The organism is Gammaproteobacteria bacterium, from assembly GCA_013696315.1.
GTDB lineage: Bacteria > Pseudomonadota > Gammaproteobacteria > JACCYU01 > JACCYU01 > JACCYU01.
Genome location: JACCYU010000025.1, coordinates 1 through 19,234, shown reverse-complemented (window position 1 = coordinate 19,234; position 19,234 = coordinate 1). Strand labels below are relative to the sequence as shown.

Here is a 19,234-nt window from a genome sequence, read left to right as displayed (position 1 = left end):
TAATATGAACCTTAGAAACGCGCTCAAAACAGCAATGCTCAGTGACACCGGTCGCGCACGCTCGCGTAACGAAGATACCATCGGCGAAGATCTCGACATCGGCGTCGTGGTGCTCGCGGACGGTATGGGCGGTCATCAGAGCGGCGACGTTGCCAGCGCGCTGGCGGTCAATGCCATTCTGCGGGATCTGCGACTCACCATACCGGCGGTCTCGCCGGGAGAAACCGATCCCGCGACCGGCTACGCGCTGCAGCGGCTTGCGGTGCGGCAGGCAATCGTCAGGGCCAACCAGGCGATCTACACCAGCGCCGACGCCTATCCTCACCTTCACGGCATGGGCACAACGCTGGTGATGGCGATTTTCTACAACGACGTCATCACAGTCGCCAATGTCGGCGATTCGCGACTTTATCGCTACCGCGGCAACCGGCTCGAACAGGTGACGGTCGATCATACCCTGCGTCAGGAACTGGTAGACCGCGGCTATTGCACACCCGCGGAAGCCCGCGCGTCCCTCAACAAAAATCTGATCACCCGCGCACTAGGTACCGACGTAACTGTGGCGATCGACCTGCTGGATCACGCGGTGCTGCCGGGCGACCTCTATCTGCTCTGTTCTGACGGGCTCAGCGACATGCTCGATGACCACGAGATTCAGCAGGCAATCGAGCGATCCCCCACCAACCTCGAAGCGATCGCCGAACGGCTGGTACTTATGGCTAATCATAACGGCGGCCGGGACAATATCTCGGTGATACTGGTAAGAGCCTGCAAGTCGTTTCCGAAAAAACAAGCATGGCAGCAAAGAATATCCGGGTGGATTTGAGCGCATCCGGTAGTCGCAGCAAAGCCACCGCGAGCTCAGGCTAAAAACCTACGCGCGGCACGGCCGCTAACAGTTTCTTGGTGTAGGGATGTTCCGGCGTTTCACATACCTGTAACGTCGGCCCACGCTCGACGAGCCGGCCTTCATGCATCACAGCGACCTCGTCGCTGATATATTCCACCACGCCGATATCGTGCGTAATAAACAGAATCGCAAGCTGATGCTCGCGCCGCAGTTCCAGCAACATCTCCAGGATCTCCGCCTGCACGGAAACATCCAGCGCGCTTGTCACCTCGTCGCAGATAATGAATTCCGGATTCAAAACCAGCGCGCGCGCAATGCAGATGCGCTGCCGCTGACCGCCCGAGAACTCGTGCGGATATCGCCACAAATAGCCCGCTTCGAGCTGCACCCGCACGAGCGCCTTACGCGCCAGCTCCAGGCGCTCCTCGTTCGAGCCGCCTATGCCGTGCACAGCCATCGGCTCGGTGAGGGTGTCCGCTATGGTCTGACGCGGATTCAAAGACGAGATGGGATCCTGAAAGACAATCTGCATGCGGCGACGGAACGGCAACATCTGCACGCGCGACAGTGATGTAATGTCCTGATCCTCAAAACTCACGCTTCCGCCGGTAGGCTCGATCAACCGCACGATGCCGCGTCCGAGGGTGGTCTTGCCGCAACCGGACTCTCCGACCAGCGCCACGATCCGACCCGTGGTGATCTCGAGCGAGACGCCGTCTACCGCTTTTACAAATCCGACCGTACGCCTGAGCACGCCCTTCTTGATCGGGAAATGGATCTTGAGCTCGGAGAGCGAGACCAATGGCGCGCACGGCGGACTTGCCGGAGGGGAACCGGAACCGTTTGCAGCGTCTCCGTCACGCCCGGTGGATATGTCGCCGTGCTTGCGCGTTTTCTTGAGGTTTTCTGGCAATGCCGCCAGCAGCTGTCGAGTGTACGCATGCTGCGGGTGCGTGAGCACTTCTCGCAGCGCGCCGGTCTCGACGATCTTGCCAGTGCGCATCACCGCCACCCGGTGCGCCATCTGTGATACCACGCCGAAGTCGTGAGTGATAAACAGCATGCTCATGCCGCGCCGCGTTTGCAGGTCTCTCATCAGCCGCAGGATCTCGGCCTGCACGGTCACATCCAGCGCGGTGGTGGGTTCGTCCGCGATTAGCAGATCCGGTTCGCAGGCCATGGCCATGGCGATCATCACCCGTTGCCGCTGACCGCCCGAAAGCCGGTGCGGATACTCGTCCAGGCGCGACGCGGCATCCGGAATGCGCACCTGCTCAAGCAGCTCGATCGCCCGCGCGCGCGCCCGCGCCTCGCTCAAATCCGGGCGGTGAAGGTTCAGGGTTTCGATAATCTGGTCACCGATACGAAATACCGGATTGAGCGAGGTCATCGGTTCTTGGAAGATCATGCTGATGCGCGCGCCGCGAATCTCGCACTTGCGGTGCTCGGGCAGACGCACCATGTCTACCTGCTCCACCCGGCCGTCCCGATGTCGATAGTCGAACAGGATGCGGCCGCCGGGATGGTGGCTGATGCGGGCCGGCGTCAACTGGATTACCGATAGCGCGGTAACCGACTTGCCGCTGCCGGACTCGCCGACCAGACAGAACGTCTCGCCTTTTTCGATGTGAAAGCTCACATCGTCCACGGCTTTCACGCTGCCCTCGCCAGCGCTGAAATAGGTTTTGAGCTTATCGACTTCAAGCAACATGGCGAGCGAAAGTGGGACAAGGTTCCAGTGCGCGCGTTAAGTGCACGTTCAGGACTCGGGCTGATCTTTTTTGAGGTGCGGGTCGATCGCGTCACGCAGCGCTTCGCCGATTAAATTGTAAGCGAACACGGTCAAGAATATCGCGCCGCCCGGAAACACAGCCATCCACCAGTTGAATGTCGAGGACTGGACGGCCTGATTGAGCATCTGCCCCCAGGATGGATCGTCCACCAGCCCCAGCCCGAGAAAACTCAAGACCGCCTCGGCGAGAATCGCGGCAGCCACGCCGAAACTCGCGTTGACCAGAATCGGTCCGACGCCATTGGGCAGCATGTGCCGGAACAGGATGGAGCGCAACGGCAGTCCGCAGGCGATCGCCGCCTGCACGAATTCCTGTTGGCGCAATTTAAGAAACTCCGCGCGAACGTAACGCGCGTAGCCGGGCCAGCCGGTGAGGCCGATGATTACCATCATCAAATAAAGGCTGCGCCCGAAGAACGCCACCAGCGTCAACAACAAAAACAAGGTGGGAACCGCTTCGAAGATTTCGACCAGACGCATGCCAATCATGTCCACCCGGCCGGAGAAATAGCCCATGAGCCCGCCCAGTACGATGCCGATAAACATCGCGATACCGGTTGCGATCAAACCAATTCCCAGCGCGATTCGGGACGCGTAAATCATGCGGCTCAACACATCGGCGCCGTTCTCCTCGGTGCCCATCCAGTGCGTCCGCCGGGCAGCTTCCAGCGGCGCTTCAAAACCGGCGTCACCGTAATCGCGCAGGTAATCCTTCGGCGAGTACGGCACGGGCGCGCGCAAGACCCAATCGTAGGCGCCGGTCTGCTGTTTGATTCGATAGTCCGAATAAATGGCCAGCGGCGAGGGCGTGATATAGACAACACTTAACCCGCCGACGATTGCCAGAGTCAGCATTATTGCGAGCAGCCGCCTGCGGGCGCGCGTTGGTGCCAGCATCACCAACAAACCGATACAAAACGTAACCAGCAAAGTGACATCCGCCGGCGTGAGGTACGCCAGCATGGGACTGCTTATGTCGCCGTGCTCGCTTAACAGTAACGGGTGGCTGTTCGCGAGCAACGGCGCAAACACTGCCACGAAAGCCAGCATCGCGATCCACATCAGACCCAGTCGCGCGCCCCAGCTGGAAGCGGCATCACGCAAGACTTGCGCCGCGTAACTGCGAGCAGGCGTCGTGGACGCCGGCGCGATCTCACTATCTCGCAATCCGAGCGTTTGCCCGTCAGTCATAACTGATTCTGGGATCCGCCACCGCGTAACAGAGATCAGCGATCAAATAACCGATCAGGGTCAGCAAACCGCTCACCAGGGTAACCGACAGCACCAGCTCGCGATCGCGAAGTTTTACCGCCTCCACCGCGAGCTGACCCATGCCCTCGATACTGAATATCGTTTCAACAATTACGGAGCCCGCCAGCAACCCCGGCAGCAGGGTCGCGGATACCGTGATCAGCGGCAACAGACTGTTGCGGAATACGTGCCGCCACAACACATCGGATTCGCTCACGCCCTTGGCGCGCGCGGTACGCGCGTAATCCGCGAGCAGGTTTTCCAGCACCGCCGCACGGGTCAGCTTGGACAGGAAAGCAAAACTGGTATACGAGAGACATATTACCGGGAGCACCAGGTGCCACAGGCTGTCCAGCAGAAACCCTCGCACAAACGTGCCTTGCGCGAACGAAGCCGCGAACCCGACGCCGACGCCAAAACCCACAAGCCCCATGACCGCGGTGCGTGGCAGTTCGTAATCCGCGCGACCGATCAATATAAACAGTCCGCCCAGACCTGCGCCCAGCAGCACATGCAGGAGCGAGAGTCCGTCACGCGCCACATCGCCGGCCATCAGAACACCCAGGACCGCGCCCAGCGCACCAAAAGCCACCGCGCGCGTGGCCTTGCCGCCTTTGCGGCTCAAGGTCCCCATCAATACAGCCCCCGCAATGGACAGCGATACCAGCATTAACACGTCCGACGTCGCGCTCCAGTGCGGCATAAACGGCATTTCCAGGGCGGCGCGCGCGTTGATGCCGGCGGTTGGAAACCAGCGCCAGTATTGATCGCTGGCGAGAAACGCGATCATCAGCACACCGGTGAGCATGGTCGGCACCGACCAAAAGCCCAGCAACGCCACACCCGACGTCGTGTCGAAGCGTTTGCCGCGCTCGGTCGCGGCGCGCACACCGATGGTGATCGCGATAACGTAGATAATCGGAAGCGATAACACATTGAGCAGCAGGGTTATCGGCAAGCGCTCGGCGACAAGATCCAACACCGGCCGGTTATAATAGAAACTGGTGCCGAGATCGGAGCCTTTGTTCAGCGAAAACCCATTGATCTCATTGTTGGCATCGAAGGTAAATCCCGCCGGGGAAATGTTGTTAAGCCAGCGCAGATACTGCACGGGAACCGGCTGATCCAGTCCGTATAGCCGGTTGTAGTAATCCTCCATCGCCTTCTTCGCGCCAGGCTCCAGATTCTGTCCCTGAATCAGGCTTTGCGCGCTGATGCCGCCGGGTGCTGCGGCCATAACCGCGAACACGATCACCGTGATGCCAAACAGGGTTGGAACCATCAGCACCAGACGCCGCAGGATGTAAGTTTGCACGGACTTCCCCTACAGCCAGGCGCTCAGTTCGCGTATTTTTGCAGCGCCGCTGGCACGTACCATTCGACTGGCACGATATCCTTATTGAGGCCGAGCCGCGTTACTTCGACGTTGCGCATGCGGTCGTCGATGAATACCAGGCTCTGGCTGCGCATGAGAAACGTATAAGGCTGATCTTCAAAGATAATGCGTTCGGCCTTATGCCACAACGGCATGCGCGCGTCCTCATCGACCGTGGCGCGCGCCTTGTCGATCACTGCGTCCAGACGTGGATTCTTGTAATTGATGAAATTGTCGCCGCCCGGCACAGTCTGGCTGCTGTGAAACATCTGATAGATGTCGGTCTCGACACCGCCGGTCCAGGCCAGGGTGATCGCATCGAAATTTTTCTGCGTGAGCAGGTCGATCATCACCGACCACTCGGTGGGCTTCGGAATCATCAGCACGCCAGCGCGCGCGTAAAGGTCCCGCAGGAATAGCATGATGCGCTGCGTGTCCTCGTCATCCTGAAAGTACACCAGCTCGAATCTGAACGACTTGCCGTCGGCGTCCTCCAGCACGCCGTTGCCATCGCGGTCCTTGAAGCCGGCGTCCGCGAGCAGTTGTCGAGCTTTTTCGATATTGTATTCACGCGGCTGCAGCCTATCGTCGTGCTGCGGGCTGCGCGGGCTGAACGGACTCATGGCGACTTCGGCATAGCCGAGCATTATGTCTTTGACGACGCGCTTGCGATCGGTGAGATAAGTCATCGCCTGGCGCACGCGCCGGTCCGTGAACAAGGTGGGCTCGCCGTTGCGTTTCTGGTTCCAGCCGATCCACCTGTAGCCGGCGGTCGGGCTCAAGTATTCCAGATTCCGCGTGCGGTGCATGAGCGCTTGATCTTCCAGCAGAGTTTCATACTCACGCGGGCGCGCGCCATAAAGATCGAGCTCGCCGTTACGAAATGTGGTGAGCTGCGCGGTCTGGTTTTCGATGACTTTCCACAACAGCGTGTTGAACGGCGGCAGCACGGGCCCCCAGTAATAAGGATTGCGTTCCAGTTCCACGATACCGGAATCCGGCGTCCAGCCTCGCGGATCGGGAAGCCGATAAGGGCCTGAGCCCATCAGCAAACCGGTGGACTGATTGAAGGATTGCGGCTCCTTTAAATACGGCCCATAAAAATGCTCAGGCAGGATCGGCATGGTGCCAGCCAGCTCCAGACTCTGGAAATACGGCTCCTTGAACTGGAATACGACCTCGAACCTGCCGGTCGCCCGCACGCTCCTGATCTTGGCGAAATACGCGCGATGGCGTGGCGCCGCGATCTTCTCGTTCATCAGAAAATCGAACGTGAACGCGACGTCTTCCGCGTCGATGGATTTGCCGTCTGAAAACTGAACCCCATTGCGCATTTGAAACTTAATCGCGAGTCCGTCGTCGCTGACCGTCCAGTCTTTCGCGATCATACCGTCCCATTGCAGGGTTTCCGGATTGCGCGTCAAAAGCGACTCCAGCACAAAGGTCTGCACTTCGGAGGCGTAAGCGTCGCTTGAGACCAGCGGCGTGAGCGTCTTGAGGCCGGTGCCGAAAGGCGCTACCAGCCAGTCGCCCGCCGCGAAATCCCTGGACTGTGAAGCGCGCCAGGCACGCCGGAACGAATCCGGAATGGCTCCCTCCCCGGTCTGTGTGGCCGTATTGCCCGTGGTGATGCCAGTACTGACCGTGCGCGCAAGGTCCTGAAGACTCACCGACTGTTCGCTTAAGGTGCGCTCTATTTCAGCCATCTTGGCCCATTGCCGATCGATCATGTACATGGTCGACACAATCGCCGTCAGCACTAGGCTGAGAAACGCGAACAGAAAAAAATCTTTAACCGTAAATCGTCGTTCCATGCAAAGCCCTAAGTGAATTCAATTAGCGGTGATTTGTTTTGGCGGCCATCGATTGTTCATGTCATCACAATTCCCGCGCATCATAAACCGCATTTGTCCGCTGGCAAGGCCGACCCGTGAATGAGCGCATTGATTTGTATCTGCGCGACCGCACGCATATCATTTAAATCGTTAGCAACACGCGTCTCGACTATCGCGGTGCCAAGACTGAACAGGCCGTGGCCATGATTGTCGGGTGCTCGTCGGCACGTATCAAAAGCGGAGGTACGAGGTGAGTTTTCTTGCCAATAAACGCGCACTGATCGTCGGTGTGGCGAGCAATCGCTCAATCGCCTGGGGCATCGCCGAAGCGATGAGCCGCGCAGGCGCCGAACTGGCGTTCACCTACCAGAACGAGCGCCTGAAATCCCGGGTGGAAAAACTGGCAGGTGACTGCGGATCGGATATCGCGGTGCCGTGTGACGTTGAAGACGATGAGCAGATCGAAGCGGTGTTCGAACACCTGGACGATTACTGGGATCATCTAGACATCGTCGTGCATTCAGTGGCGTTCGCGCCGCGCGAATCGCTGGAAGGCGACTATCTCGACAACCTCACGCGCGAAGGGTTTCGCACGTCGCATGACATCAGCAGCTACAGCTTCGCGGCGCTGGCGAAAAACGGCCGGCGGATGCTGCACGGGCGCAATGGCGCGCTGCTGACGCTGACCTATCTGGGTGCGGAGCGCGCGATGCCGAATTACAACGTCATGGGCCTGGCCAAGGCGAGCCTGGAGGCCAATATCCGCTACCTCGCCTACACGCTGGGACCCGAAGGCATCCGAGTTAACGGCATCTCCGCGGGACCTATCCGCACCCTGGCTGCCGCGGGCATCGGCAATTTCCGTCGCATGCTCGATCATGTGGCGACTAATGCGCCGCTGCGTCGCAATGTGTCGATTGAGGACGTGGGCAATACCGGCGCATTTCTTTGTTCGGACCTGGCCTCCGGCATCACCGGCGAGATCGTGCACGTGGACGCGGGTTACAATATCGTTGGCATGACGGATTACACTGAGACCTGACGCAATAACTTCGCGCTGATTAGCGCCTCGAGTATTGTTGCGACGTATTCGATTATAGATTTTCCTGCATGATCCTGATTTCTGCGCCCGCCTCCAGCGCGCGATAAACCGCGTCGCGTTCGCGCTCTCCGTACCGCGCATCAGGGTCGGATGCGGACCCTTCGGAAGCCGCGGCCTTAATTGCGTCGCCGGCTTGCACATCGACCAGGGCGATGATCGCAAATCCTTCCGCCAAGGGGACGCCACCATAAGTGGGATTGCCAGCCGCTGGCTTGTCCAGCGCAAACAGCTTCTCGACCACTGGCTGTGGCAACGACCTGTCGGTGCGCTGGATCGCGGTCAGTGCTTGTGGCTCAAGATCACTCCGCCTAGCGACTTCTGCCATGCTTTTGCCGTCCCGTAACACCGCCAGCGCCTGTTTACCTGCTTGCGTGGCCTGTCTGCGTACTGTCCGTACGGCGAGAATCTGCTCGATATCATCGCGCACCGCCGCCAGCGGTTGAACCTTTGCCGGTTGATGATCGATTACCCGCGCCACCACCGCCCGGCCCGGACTCAGTTCGATCATGTCGCTGTTACGGCCGCCTTTCAGTACGTCGTCCTGGAAAGCCGCGTCGCGGATTTTCTGGTCTGCCCCAATGCCCGATCCCTGCGCGCGGGTTATCCATCCGGATTCGCGTACCTTGAGCCCCAGCGCCTCGGCCGCGGGCTGCAAACTGGCGGACTGCTCATAGCTCACCGTTACCAGTTGTTCAGCGCGTTCTATGAAGGCTTCTTTTGCGTTCTCGCGACGGTAGGCGCGGTCCACCTGATCGCGTACCTGCGTAAACGGCTCGCTACGCGCCGGTTTGATATCGGCTAGCTGAACGACCTGATAACCCAGCGACGTCTTGACCGGATCGCTTGTTTCTCCCTTGTCCAACGCGAACAATGCGTCCTCGAGCGACGCATCCATGTCCCCGCGCGCGATGAAGCCCAGATCCCCACCCACCGGCGCGGACAGTGCGTCTTCTGAATATACCTCAGCGAGCCTGGCGAAATCCTCGCCTTGGCGCGCACGCGCCGCTAGCTCGGACGCGCGCTTCAGGGCCGCGTCTGCGTCCTTGCCACCACCCGATGACTTGATCAGGATATGGCGCGCGCGGCGCTGTTCAGGGTCGGTATAAAGTTCGGTCTGGCTGCGATAGAACGCGCGCAGGGCGTTTTCATTGACGTCCAGCGATCGCGTGAGCGCCTGCTCGCTTAAATCGATATACGCGAGCCGCACCCGCTCGGGTGACTGAAAATGCTGCCGGTTTGCCTGGTAGTAATCAGTAATCGCTTCGTCGCTGACCTTTACCTCTTCCGGCTCGGCGGGGATCGTAAAATACTCCACTGAGCGCCGCTGATTCTTGAGGCTCAGCAATTGCTCCCGCGTGACCGGGGGCAGAAAAGCCGAGCGATTAATACCATCCTCGAAATAGGACAGGCCGATCTGGCTTCTAAGGTTGTCTTCGAAGCCCGCCTTGGTTTGCTGTTGCGCCTGCAGCAGTTGCTCATAACGTTGCGGATCGAACTGGCCGTCGGTATGAAAGACCTGCATGCCGCCGAGCTCGTTCAACAGCACCGCGTCACTCACCCGGTAACCCGCCGACTGCGTTTCCTGCTGCAAAACTTCAGCACGCGCCATTCCCTGGATCACCACCTGTTTGAGCATGGCATCAGTCTGGCCGGCCGGAAGCTCGCCGTCGTATGCCTGTTGAAGGTAACTTCGCTCCTGCTGAAACTGATAGCTGAACGCATCCATCGGGATGTCGACACCGTTGACCTCGGCGGCGACCCGCTCGTCGGCGCCGCCAAAATATTGATCGATGCCCCACAAGGCAAAAGTCAGGCTGATCAATACGACGATCACGTATGCGATCCAGCCGCTCACACGGTCACGGATGGCTATTAGCATGAAGGAGTCAACTGTTGGAGTGCATTCTTGAGATTACTGATTGCGCCGTGGAAATGCCACCCCTAGCGCACATGCTGCATGTCACGAAGCCGCGGCTTACGGCTTAAAGGCTGGCGGAGTGGACGGGACTCGAACCCGCGACCCCCGGCGTGACAGGCCGGTATTCTAACCAGCTGAACTACCACTCCATTGTAAACCCGCGGTTGTAAACCGGTGCTGCTTTCTCTGGTGGGTGCTGAGGGAGTCGAACCCCCGACTTTCGCCTTGTAAGGGCGACGCTCTACCAGCTGAGCTAAGCACCCGAAGCGGAGTTGCTTCGAACCCGGCAATGCGAAGGGGCGTTAGTTTACGGCATCCTTGAGCGCCTTGCCAGGTTTGAAACCGGGCGCCTTGGACGCGCTGATCTTGATGGTCTCGCCCGTACGCGGGTTGCGACCGCTGCGCGCGCCACGCTCACGCACCAGGAACGTTCCAAATCCAACGATCGAAACCTGATCGCCGCTTTTCAACGCCGACGTAATGGCGTCTATCACTGCGTCTACCGCTCGCGAAGCGGATGCCTTGGACAGATCCGCCACACTCGCTACGGAATCGGTAAGTTCTGATTTGTTCATCTATTGATACTTCCCTCGGAGTTCGGAAACTGACTGCGCTTTCGAATCGCATACGTTAGAACGCATGCAGCGCATTATGTATTGACTGCCGCAGGCGCGGCTGATTTCGTCGAAAGCAGATTGTCTATCGCTGTCGTCGCTTGCGATGCGGCCACGCGCTTAACGCCAATTTTGTACCGACGCATCCCCGCTTGAGGGTCATATTTATACAAGGGGCTATCAGGTCTGTCAACCGAGATCAATGATGACGAATCCTGCCACCCTTCTTTTGCTCTTCATCCCGCTTTTTACGCGCCGCTGCCTGAACCTGTTTTTCCCCGCTAACCGTACGCGGCTCCGGCATCTCGTGCAGCGCGATTTCCAGCACTTCGTCGATCCAGCGTACTGGCTTGATCTCCAGCTTCTGTTTGATGTTCTTCGGTATATCAACCAGATCCTTCTCGTTTTCGGATGGGATCACGACAATGGATATGCCGCCACGATGCGCGGCCAGCAATTTCTCCTTAAGTCCGCCGATCGGCAACACCTCGCCGCGCAAGGTGATTTCACCGGTCATCGCCACGTTCGCGTGCACCGGGATACCGGTTAACGCGGATACCAGTGCCGTGGTCATGCCGATTCCGGCGCTGGGACCATCCTTGGGCGTAGCGCCTTCCGGCACATGCACGTGAATATCCCTGTTCTCGTAAAAATCGGGCCCTATGCCAAGCATCTCGGCGCGGCTGCGCACGACCGTCAATGCCGCCTGCACGGATTCCTGCATCACGTCACCGAGTTGCCCCGTCTGCGTCAGCTTGCCCTTGCCGGGCACTACCGCCGTTTCGATCGTCAGCAATTCGCCGCCCACCTCGGTCCAGGCGAGACCGGTGGCCTGACCCACCTGATCTTTTTCTTCCGCGATGCCGTACCGAAACCGCCGGACGCCCAGGTATTTGTCCAGATTGCGCGGCGTCACCACGACACTCTTGTCGCGCGGCTTGAGCATCAGCGACTTCACCACCTTGCGGCAGATCTTCGAGATTTCGCGCTCCAGATTTCTGACCCCGGCCTCGCGTGTGTAATGACGAATGAGGTCGCGTACCGCCGCCTCACTGATGGTGAGCTCGTTCTTCTTGAGCCCGTTGTTCCTGACCTGTTTGGGGATCAGATACCGCGCGGCGATATTCGCCTTCTCGTCCTCGGTGTAGCCCGGCAACTGGATCACTTCCATGCGATCCAGCAACGGCCCGGGAATAAAGGCCCTGCTGTTTGCCGTGGTGACGAACATTACGTCGGACAGATCGAAATCGACCTCCAGATAGTGATCCGAAAACGTGTTGTTCTGCTCGGGATCCAGCACTTCGAGCAACGCAGATGCCGGGTCACCGCGAAAATCCATCGCCATCTTGTCGACTTCATCGAGCAGAAACAGCGGGTTGCGGACTTTCACCTTGGCCAGATTCTGGATGATCTTGCCTGGCAGGGAACCGATATAAGTGCGTCGGGGACCGCGGATCTCGGCCTCGTCACGTACGCCGCCCAGCGACATGCGCGTAAATTTGCGTCCCGTGGCGCGGGCGATCGAGCGCCCCAGGGAGGTCTTGCCCACACCCGGCGGACCCACCAGGCACAGAATCGGGCCTTTTAGTTGCTTGACACGATGCTGGACCGCCAGATATTCCAGGATGCGTTCCTTGACCTTTTCGAGACCGTAGTGGTCTTCGTCCAGCACTTTCTGAGCCGCCGCCAGATCCTTGCGCACCCTCGATTTGGATTTCCAGGGCGAGTTCACCAGCCAGTCCACGTAGTTGCGCACGACCGTCGCTTCAGCGGACATGGGCGACATCATCCTGAGCTTGTTGAGTTCGGCGGTGGCCTTTTCTTTCGCTTCTTTTGGCATGCCCGCGCTTTCGATCTTGCGGGCCAGTTCCTCGACCTCGTTCGGCGAATCCTCCATGTCGCCCAGCTCTTTCTGAATCGCCTTCATCTGTTCGTTCAGATAGTACTCGCGCTGACTTTTCTCCATCTGCTGCTTGACGCGCCCGCGAATACGCTTTTCGATCTGCAGCACGTCCAGCTCGCCTTCGATCAGGCTCATCAGGTGCTCAAGACGCGCACGCACGTCGTCGATTTCGAGAATCTTCTGCTTTTCGTCGAGCTTGAGCGACATGTGCGCCGCGATGGTGTCGGCCAGCCGCGCCGGCTCGTCGATGCCGGCGAGCGAGGTCAGTATTTCGGGCGGGACTTTTTTATTGAGCTTGACATACTGATCGAACAGATGCATGACCGAGCGCGCCAGGACTTCCATCTCGCGCTCGTCCGACTGGTGCACGGATTTCAGCAGCGAAATCTGTGCGGTGAAATAGTCTTCCTGATCAAGATAATGAACGACTCTAGCACGCTCGGCGCCTTCTACAAGTACCTTGATGGTGCCGTCCGGCAGTTTCAACAGTTGCAGGATGGTCGACAACGTGCCAACCCGGTGAATCTGCCCGGTAGTCGGATCGTCCAGCTCCGCGCTTTGCTGCGCGACCAGCAGTATCTGTTTGCTGCCCGCCATCGCGGTATCCAGCGCGCGAATCGATTTTTCACGACCGACGAACAACGGGATCACCATATGCGGATACACCACGACGTCACGCAGGGGCAGCACTGGCACCACCAGCATGGGTTCCGCGAGAACCTCGGTGGACTCTTTATCTTTCGACATTCTTTACGCTCCTTGATACCAGGGCTTGCATTGCGGGAACCGCCACGCAATGTCGGGTGGTGCCATTAAATGAGGGCGAATATGGGCGATTCAAGCTGCAAGGTTCGCGCCGTTGTGCGCGGTGCCTGCAACACTCCGTAAGCGGCGTATGTTCCCCCTGTACAAAGACGGGATCCGCTGGAAGAGATCGGCGCGGCGAGGCCCCGGTTCTCGCGCCGACTCAATCCGAGGCGGCTTTCTTCTCGTAGTCCGGCCCTTCGTAAATCAGATAGGGTTTTGCATCCCCTTTAATGACCGCCTCGTCCACCACGACCTTGCTGACACTCTCGGCCGAGGGCAGGTCGTACATGGTGTCGAGCAACACCTGCTCCATGATGGTGCGCAAGCCGCGTGCGCCCGTCTTGCGCTCCATGGCTTTGCGTGCCACGGCATACAGCGCGTTCTCACGGAATTCGATTTCGCTGCCTTCCATTTCGAACAACTTGCGGTACTGCTTCGTGATCGCATTGCGCGGCTCGGTCAGAATCCGCACCAGCGCTGGTTCATCCAGCTCCTCGAGGGTGGCGACCACCGGCAGCCGGCCGACGAATTCCGGGATCAACCCGTAGCGAATCAGGTCTTCTGGCTCGCACGCGGACAGCACGGCGCCCAGTGCCGGGGCGTTATCGCTGCTGCGCAGTTGCGCCGAGAAACCGATCCCGCCTTTTTGAGTGCGATCCCGAATCACTTTCTCCAGTCCTGAGAACGCGCCGCCACAGATAAACAGAATATTGGTCGTATCGACCTGCAGGAACTCCTGCTGCGGATGCTTGCGACCGCCCTGCGGCGGAACTGAAGCGATCGTGCCTTCGATAAGCTTCAGCAGCGCCTGCTGCACCCCTTCACCGGAGACATCGCGCGTAATGGAGGGGTTGTCCGACTTGCGCGAGATCTTGTCGATCTCGTCGATGTAGACGATACCGGTCTGCGCTTTCTCGACATCGTAATCGCATTTCTGCAGCAGCTTCTGGATGATATTTTCGACGTCTTCGCCCACGTAGCCGGCTTCGGTCAAGGTCGTGGCGTCGGCGATCGTAAACGGCACGTTGAGCAGCCGCGCCAGAGTCTCCGCCAGCAATGTTTTGCCCGAGCCGGTCGGCCCCACCAGCAGAATGTTGCTCTTGGCAAGCTCTACTTCGTTCTTGCCACCCTTGGCGCCGGAGCGCGACTCCAGACGTTTGTAATGATTGTAGACTGCGACCGAGAGCACCTTCTTGGCGCGTTCCTGCCCGATTACGTATTCGTCGAGTATTGAGTTAATCTCATGCGGCTTCGGCAGTTTGTTTCGCACCGCCGGCGATTGATCCTGCATCTCCTCGCGGATGATGTCGTTGCAGAGTTCCACGCACTCGTCGCAGATAAACACCGACGGCCCGGCAATAAGCTTGCGTACTTCGTGCTGACTCTTGCCGCAAAACGAGCAGTAAAGCAGCTTGCCGTTGTCCTGATCCTTGCTCGAATTGTCATTCGCCATGACAAACCTCACGCTTCAATTTATGCAAAACACCTTGCCTCTTTTAAGTACAATATGCAAGCAAGGATGCGGGCTACAAATAGTGCGAACGTTTTTGTGGATTACCCCACGTTACGCCTGTGTGTCTGCGCGCTTACGGCCGCCCTCCCGCGCTTCACGCCGTCGTTGGCGCCGGCAGTGTGCGCTCGGACAACACCTTGTCGATCAGGCCGTACGTCACGGCCTCCTCGCTATTCATGAAGCGATCGCGTTCGGTATCTTCGCGCACGCGTTCGACCGGCTGCCCGGTGTGTCGTGACATGATCTGGTTCATCAGTTCGCGCGTTTTCAGAATTTCGCGCGCGTGGATGTCGATGTCCGTCACCTGGCCCTGGAAGCCGCCCGACGGCTGATGAATCATCATGCGTGAATTGGGAAGCGCATAACGCTTGCCTGACGCCCCGCCGGTTAGCAGCAACGCGCCCATGCTGGCGGCAAACCCGATGCACAAGGTGCTGACCTCGGGCTTGATGAACTGCATGGTGTCGTAGACAGCCATGCCGGAGGTGACTGATCCACCCGGCGAATTGATGTAGATAGAAACGTCCTTGTCCGGATTTTCGGATTCCAGAAACAAAAGCTGTGCCACGATCAGATTCGCCATGTGATCTTCGATGGGGCCAACAATGAAAATTACGCGCTCTTTCAGCAGGCGAGAGTAAATATCGTACGCACGTTCCCCGCGCGCGGTCTGCTCGACCACCATCGGAACCAGATTTAATGCCTGCGTATCCGTTGCATTGGCATGAGGACTGCTTACTCTAGACATAAAAGGGTACCTGTGAGTTTAAAGTATTCATGGCTCGCCGGAGCGGACCGTAAGCCAATCATGCGCCCGCCCGCTGAGCGGGCGGCGCGGCCGGCCTTACCAGTTCATTGAAGGTCATTTTTTCTGGCGTTATCCGCGCGCGCGCAACCACCCAATCAACGATCTGTTCCTCCATCACCATAGCCTCGACGTTCGCCATCGCGCTGCGGTTACGTCGATAGTAATCGATCACCTGCTGCGGTTCGTCATAGCTAGATGCCAGCGCCTGCAGTGCGGCCTGCACCTTCTCCCGGTCGGGCTTGAGCTCGTGGCGGCGCACGATTTCACCCACCACCAGACCGAGCTTCACGCGACGGCGCGCCTCTTCCAGAAACAATTCGTCCGGCAAACGCGCTTCATTGGACTGCGCAGCGTTGTCTTTGGAGTTCTTGGGCAGCTCCATATTTTTCATCAGTTGTTCGTGCGCGTGCGCGATTTCGTGTTTGACCATGCCCTCGGGCAGTTCGACCTCGTTGCGCTGCACCAGACCGCCGATCACCTGGTCTTTAAGCCGCGCCTGAATCTTCTGTTCAAGTTCGCGCGCCATATTGACGCGTACCGCCTTGCGCAAGCCCTCCACGTTGCCCTCGGTAACGCCCAGCGACTGCGCGAAGCTGTCATCCAGGGTCGGTAACTGTGCTGTCGAAACGCTTTTTACGGTGACATTGAACTCGGCAGACTTGCCGGCGACGTCATGGTTCGGATGATCGTCCGGAAACGTAATCTGCACTTTTTTTTGATCGCCTTTGGATACGCCAATCAGCTGATCTTCAAAGCCGCTCAACATGCGTCCGGCGCCCAGTTCGACAGCAACATCCTGACCCTCGCCGCCCGCGAACGGCGTACCGCCGATCGACCCATTAAAATCAATCAGCACCTGGTCTCCCGAGCCTGCGGCACGCTCGACCTCGTCCCAGATCTTACGCTGCTCGCGTACAGTCTCCATCATCTCGTCGATGTCGGCGTCGGTGATGTCCACTTCCGGTCGTTTGATTTCCATCTCCTCAATGGGCGCCAGCTCGAATTCGGGATAGACCTCAAACTCCGCCGTGTACTTGAGGCCGCGGCCCGCGCCCAGCTCGCCGGGATGGATATGAGGACCGCCCGCCGGCCGCAGCGCTTTTTGCACGATGGCTTCCTGAAAGCTGTCGCGCAGAACTTCTTCGCTCACTTCGCGCAACACCTGATCGCCGAACCGCTGCTTGACGATGCGCATCGGCACCTTGCCGGGCCGGAATCCGGCCACGTTGACGCGCCGCGCCATGGATTTGAGCCGTTTTTCCACCTCCGGATCGATGCGCTCCGGAGGAATTTCTATCGTCAACTTGCGGCCGAGACCGTTTGTTGTTTCCAGCGATACCTGCATGGGTTGGTCCTTCGAAAGAGAGTTTCAATTGGCGGGTTCATTACAGCGTGCCGCGGACGGGACACGCCTGAACAATGGTGCGAAAGGAGAGACTCGAACTCTCACGGGTTGCCCCGCTGGCACCTAAAGCCAGTGCGTCTACCAATTCCGCCACTTTCGCGTGTTCCGGAGCAGCTTCAATTTCGGCATTATAACAGGCGTCGCCAGACTGCGCGCACCCTCGACCGTGACCATAGATCACATGATGCTGAAGCTTTCGAACGCCCACCGGCGACGCCAGGCAAGCGTGGCTTCGATGAATATGTCTCCTGCCATCCCGGCGCGCGGACCGGCTTAAGCATGCGTCCGGCGGCCTTGTTCACAGGCTATCTCGCGCTCGCGCTGTTACTCGGCGCGCTGCTCGCTTACCCGGTCTACCTCTCGCTCAATCCGCTCATCGATGAGCCCATGTACCGCTTCGTGACACGTACTGGCATGTTGATCGCGTTGCTGGCGGCACCCTGGTTCCTGCGCTCTCAAAACCTCGCCGATCGACGCGCGCTGGGTTACGCGCCGCCGCACGTTTTTGTTCGCGGTCTGATTATCGGCATGGCTGCCGGCGTGAGCATCATGGTGCCGCTGGTCGGCGCTCTGCTCCTGCTCGGGGTTCGAGTACCGAACCCGGACTGGGTTTTTTCGGGCCCGGATCTGGCCCTCACCCTGGCAGAGGGACTGCTGGTGGGCGTGCTGGTCGCGCTGATCGAGGAAACGTTCTTCCGTGGCGCGATGTATACCGCGGTCGAACGGCACAGCGGTATGTGGGTGGCCGTGCTGCTACCAAGCGTCTTGTACGCGGCCCTGCATTTCCTGACGACTGATTACGATGTCCTCCCGCGCGCGCTCGAATGGTACAGCGGGTTCGTTTCGCTGGCGTACATGTTCGAGCAGTACACCGAGCCTGCCCTGCTCATCGACTCGTTCCTGGCGCTGTTCGCCGTTGGCGTGTTTCTGGCGCTGGTGCGCGCCAGGACCGGCCACATCGCCGGTTGCATCGGTCTGCACGCCGGCTGGGTGATGATCATAAAGGTGACCAAGCACGTCACGATCACCAATGAACACGCGCAGTATTCATTTCTGGCCGGCGGCTATGACGGCGTCATCGGTTATCTCGCGCTGGCGTTGATCGCGAGCCTGGCAGTGGTCTACGCCGTCATGACGCGCGATCGGCGACCATGCGATTCAGCGCTGCGCGGAGTGGACGGGAACGATTAATCTCGTCTTCAGAAAAGCAGCTCTCTACTCACAGCGCCATCACGATCGCTGTTGGTGCGCCGAAAGGATTGACTATTGTCACAAACTGGAAAATCTGCACGAAGCGGTATGTTATTGAAGTCGCGCGGCTCAGAATTACTGCGCCTCACAGTTTGCCCCTGAGCAGGTACGAAGCTTTCTCAGCGTGGCTGCGAGCTGGCTTTTGATCTGGCCATAAGTGCTACTGGCGTGACGACTTCTAAGCTGATAAGGATCATAGTTCGCAGTACCCGGGCGCATGTCATACAACTCTCGCTCGCCGGTCGTGTGCTCAACATAAAGAAAGGATTTATTACGCACCGCTTTGTACTCCATGGTCTCGATGAGGAGATTGCGTGAAGTCGCAAGCTTGGCATTCTGCGCCAAGGGCAATAACGATCGCCCATCCATGACCCGCTGTGGGGAGGCACCCGCAAGATCGACGATCATGGGCGCCAGATCAATGTTGGCCACGAATTGGTTGCGCGTGACACCTTGCGGAAAACCTGGACCTCGAATCATTAGCGGCATGCGCACGTCTTCCTCGTATACCTGGGTTTTGCCCATCTTGAGCCGATGCTCGCCGTTAAAGAAACCATGGTCAGAGGTAAAAATGATCACGGTATTATTGAGTACCCCGGTCGCTGCCAATTCATCCACCACCCGCTCCACCAGATCGTCTACGGCGAGAAGCGAGGCAAGCGCAGCGCGGTAACGAGACGCTACAACTTGCGGATGAAGGCGGGTTTATCCGCCACATTCAACTCGTTGAACGATGGTGGTTGGGGCAGTGGTTCCTGGGAGAAAGCACCCTCGTAGCGCGGCGCCGGCCGGGGATCCGTAAACCCTACT

At 58.8% G+C, this 19,234-nt stretch carries 13 protein-coding genes, 3 tRNA genes and 1 pseudogene; 3 read left to right on the top strand and 14 right to left on the bottom strand.

The genetic code is table 11. From position 1 onward, the window contains the following. Positions 1 to 4 precede the first annotated feature (4 nt). Positions 5 to 826, top strand: coding sequence for a Stp1/IreP family PP2C-type Ser/Thr phosphatase (locus H0V34_01430; protein MBA2490405.1), 822 nt, complete (start codon positions 5 to 7; stop codon positions 824 to 826). A gap of 40 nt (positions 827 to 866) precedes the next feature. Here H0V34_01430 and H0V34_01425 read toward each other — a convergent pair whose 3' ends face one another. The 4 genes from H0V34_01425 to H0V34_01410 are packed head-to-tail and all read right to left on the bottom strand — an operon-like array spanning position 867 to position 7,082. Continuing rightward, entirely contained in the window at positions 867 to 2,561 is a 1,695-nt protein-coding gene (locus H0V34_01425) for an ABC transporter ATP-binding protein (protein ID MBA2490404.1), read from the bottom strand. A gap of 48 nt (positions 2,562 to 2,609) precedes the next feature. After that, positions 2,610 to 3,833: an ABC transporter permease gene (locus tag H0V34_01420; GenBank protein ID MBA2490403.1), complete on the bottom strand. Its 1,224-nt coding sequence runs from the start codon at positions 3,831 to 3,833 to the stop codon at positions 2,610 to 2,612. Next, on the bottom strand, positions 3,826 to 5,208 hold the full coding sequence (locus H0V34_01415; protein MBA2490402.1) for an ABC transporter permease: 1,383 nt from the start codon (positions 5,206 to 5,208) through the stop codon (positions 3,826 to 3,828). Before H0V34_01415 ends, H0V34_01420 begins: the two co-directional genes overlap by 8 nt. A 23-nt stretch (positions 5,209 to 5,231) precedes the next feature. Next, positions 5,232 to 7,082: an ABC transporter substrate-binding protein gene (locus tag H0V34_01410; GenBank protein ID MBA2490401.1), complete on the bottom strand. Its 1,851-nt coding sequence runs from the start codon at positions 7,080 to 7,082 to the stop codon at positions 5,232 to 5,234. 271 nt (positions 7,083 to 7,353) lie between these two features. Between H0V34_01410 and H0V34_01405 the strand changes: the two genes are divergently transcribed. After that, on the top strand, positions 7,354 to 8,145 hold the full coding sequence (locus H0V34_01405) for an enoyl-ACP reductase (protein ID MBA2490400.1): 792 nt from the start codon (positions 7,354 to 7,356) through the stop codon (positions 8,143 to 8,145). Positions 8,146 to 8,197: 52 nt separating this feature from the next. Here the strand turns inward: H0V34_01405 and H0V34_01400 are convergent, their stop codons facing one another. From H0V34_01400 to H0V34_01360, 9 genes are all read right to left on the bottom strand, one after another. Further along, entirely contained in the window at positions 8,198 to 10,084 is a 1,887-nt protein-coding gene (locus H0V34_01400) for a SurA N-terminal domain-containing protein (GenBank protein ID MBA2490399.1), read from the bottom strand. Positions 10,085 to 10,195: 111 nt separating this feature from the next. Next, positions 10,196 to 10,272 (bottom strand) — tRNA-Asp (locus H0V34_01395). A gap of 38 nt (positions 10,273 to 10,310) precedes the next feature. Continuing rightward, a tRNA-Val gene (locus tag H0V34_01390) sits at positions 10,311 to 10,386 on the bottom strand. 39 nt (positions 10,387 to 10,425) lie between these two features. After that, complete coding sequence (locus tag H0V34_01385; protein MBA2490398.1) at positions 10,426 to 10,698, bottom strand: HU family DNA-binding protein; 273 nt, start codon at positions 10,696 to 10,698, stop codon at positions 10,426 to 10,428. 238 nt (positions 10,699 to 10,936) lie between these two features. Beyond that, entirely contained in the window at positions 10,937 to 13,387 is a 2,451-nt protein-coding gene (lon, locus tag H0V34_01380; GenBank protein MBA2490397.1) for an endopeptidase La, read from the bottom strand. Between the two features lie 220 nt (positions 13,388 to 13,607). Next, positions 13,608 to 14,900: an ATP-dependent Clp protease ATP-binding subunit ClpX gene (clpX, locus tag H0V34_01375; GenBank protein ID MBA2490396.1), complete on the bottom strand. Its 1,293-nt coding sequence runs from the start codon at positions 14,898 to 14,900 to the stop codon at positions 13,608 to 13,610. A 154-nt stretch (positions 14,901 to 15,054) separates the two neighbouring features. After that, positions 15,055 to 15,708, bottom strand: coding sequence for an ATP-dependent Clp endopeptidase proteolytic subunit ClpP (gene clpP / locus H0V34_01370; GenBank protein ID MBA2490395.1), 654 nt, complete (start codon positions 15,706 to 15,708; stop codon positions 15,055 to 15,057). A gap of 58 nt (positions 15,709 to 15,766) precedes the next feature. Next, positions 15,767 to 17,113, bottom strand: coding sequence for a trigger factor (locus tag H0V34_01365; protein ID MBA2490394.1), 1,347 nt, complete (start codon positions 17,111 to 17,113; stop codon positions 15,767 to 15,769). Between the two features lie 75 nt (positions 17,114 to 17,188). After that, a tRNA-Leu gene (locus H0V34_01360) sits at positions 17,189 to 17,273 on the bottom strand. 179 nt (positions 17,274 to 17,452) lie between these two features. Here H0V34_01360 and H0V34_01355 point away from each other — a divergent pair. Continuing rightward, positions 17,453 to 18,364 carry a CPBP family intramembrane metalloprotease gene (locus H0V34_01355; protein MBA2490393.1) on the top strand — a complete coding sequence of 304 codons (912 nt, stop codon included), beginning with the start codon at positions 17,453 to 17,455 and terminating at the stop codon, positions 18,362 to 18,364. A 135-nt stretch (positions 18,365 to 18,499) separates the two neighbouring features. Here H0V34_01355 and H0V34_01350 read toward each other — a convergent pair. Then, positions 18,500 to 19,099, bottom strand: a pseudogene (locus H0V34_01350) (sulfatase-like hydrolase/transferase). Positions 19,100 to 19,234: the final 135 nt, after the last annotated feature.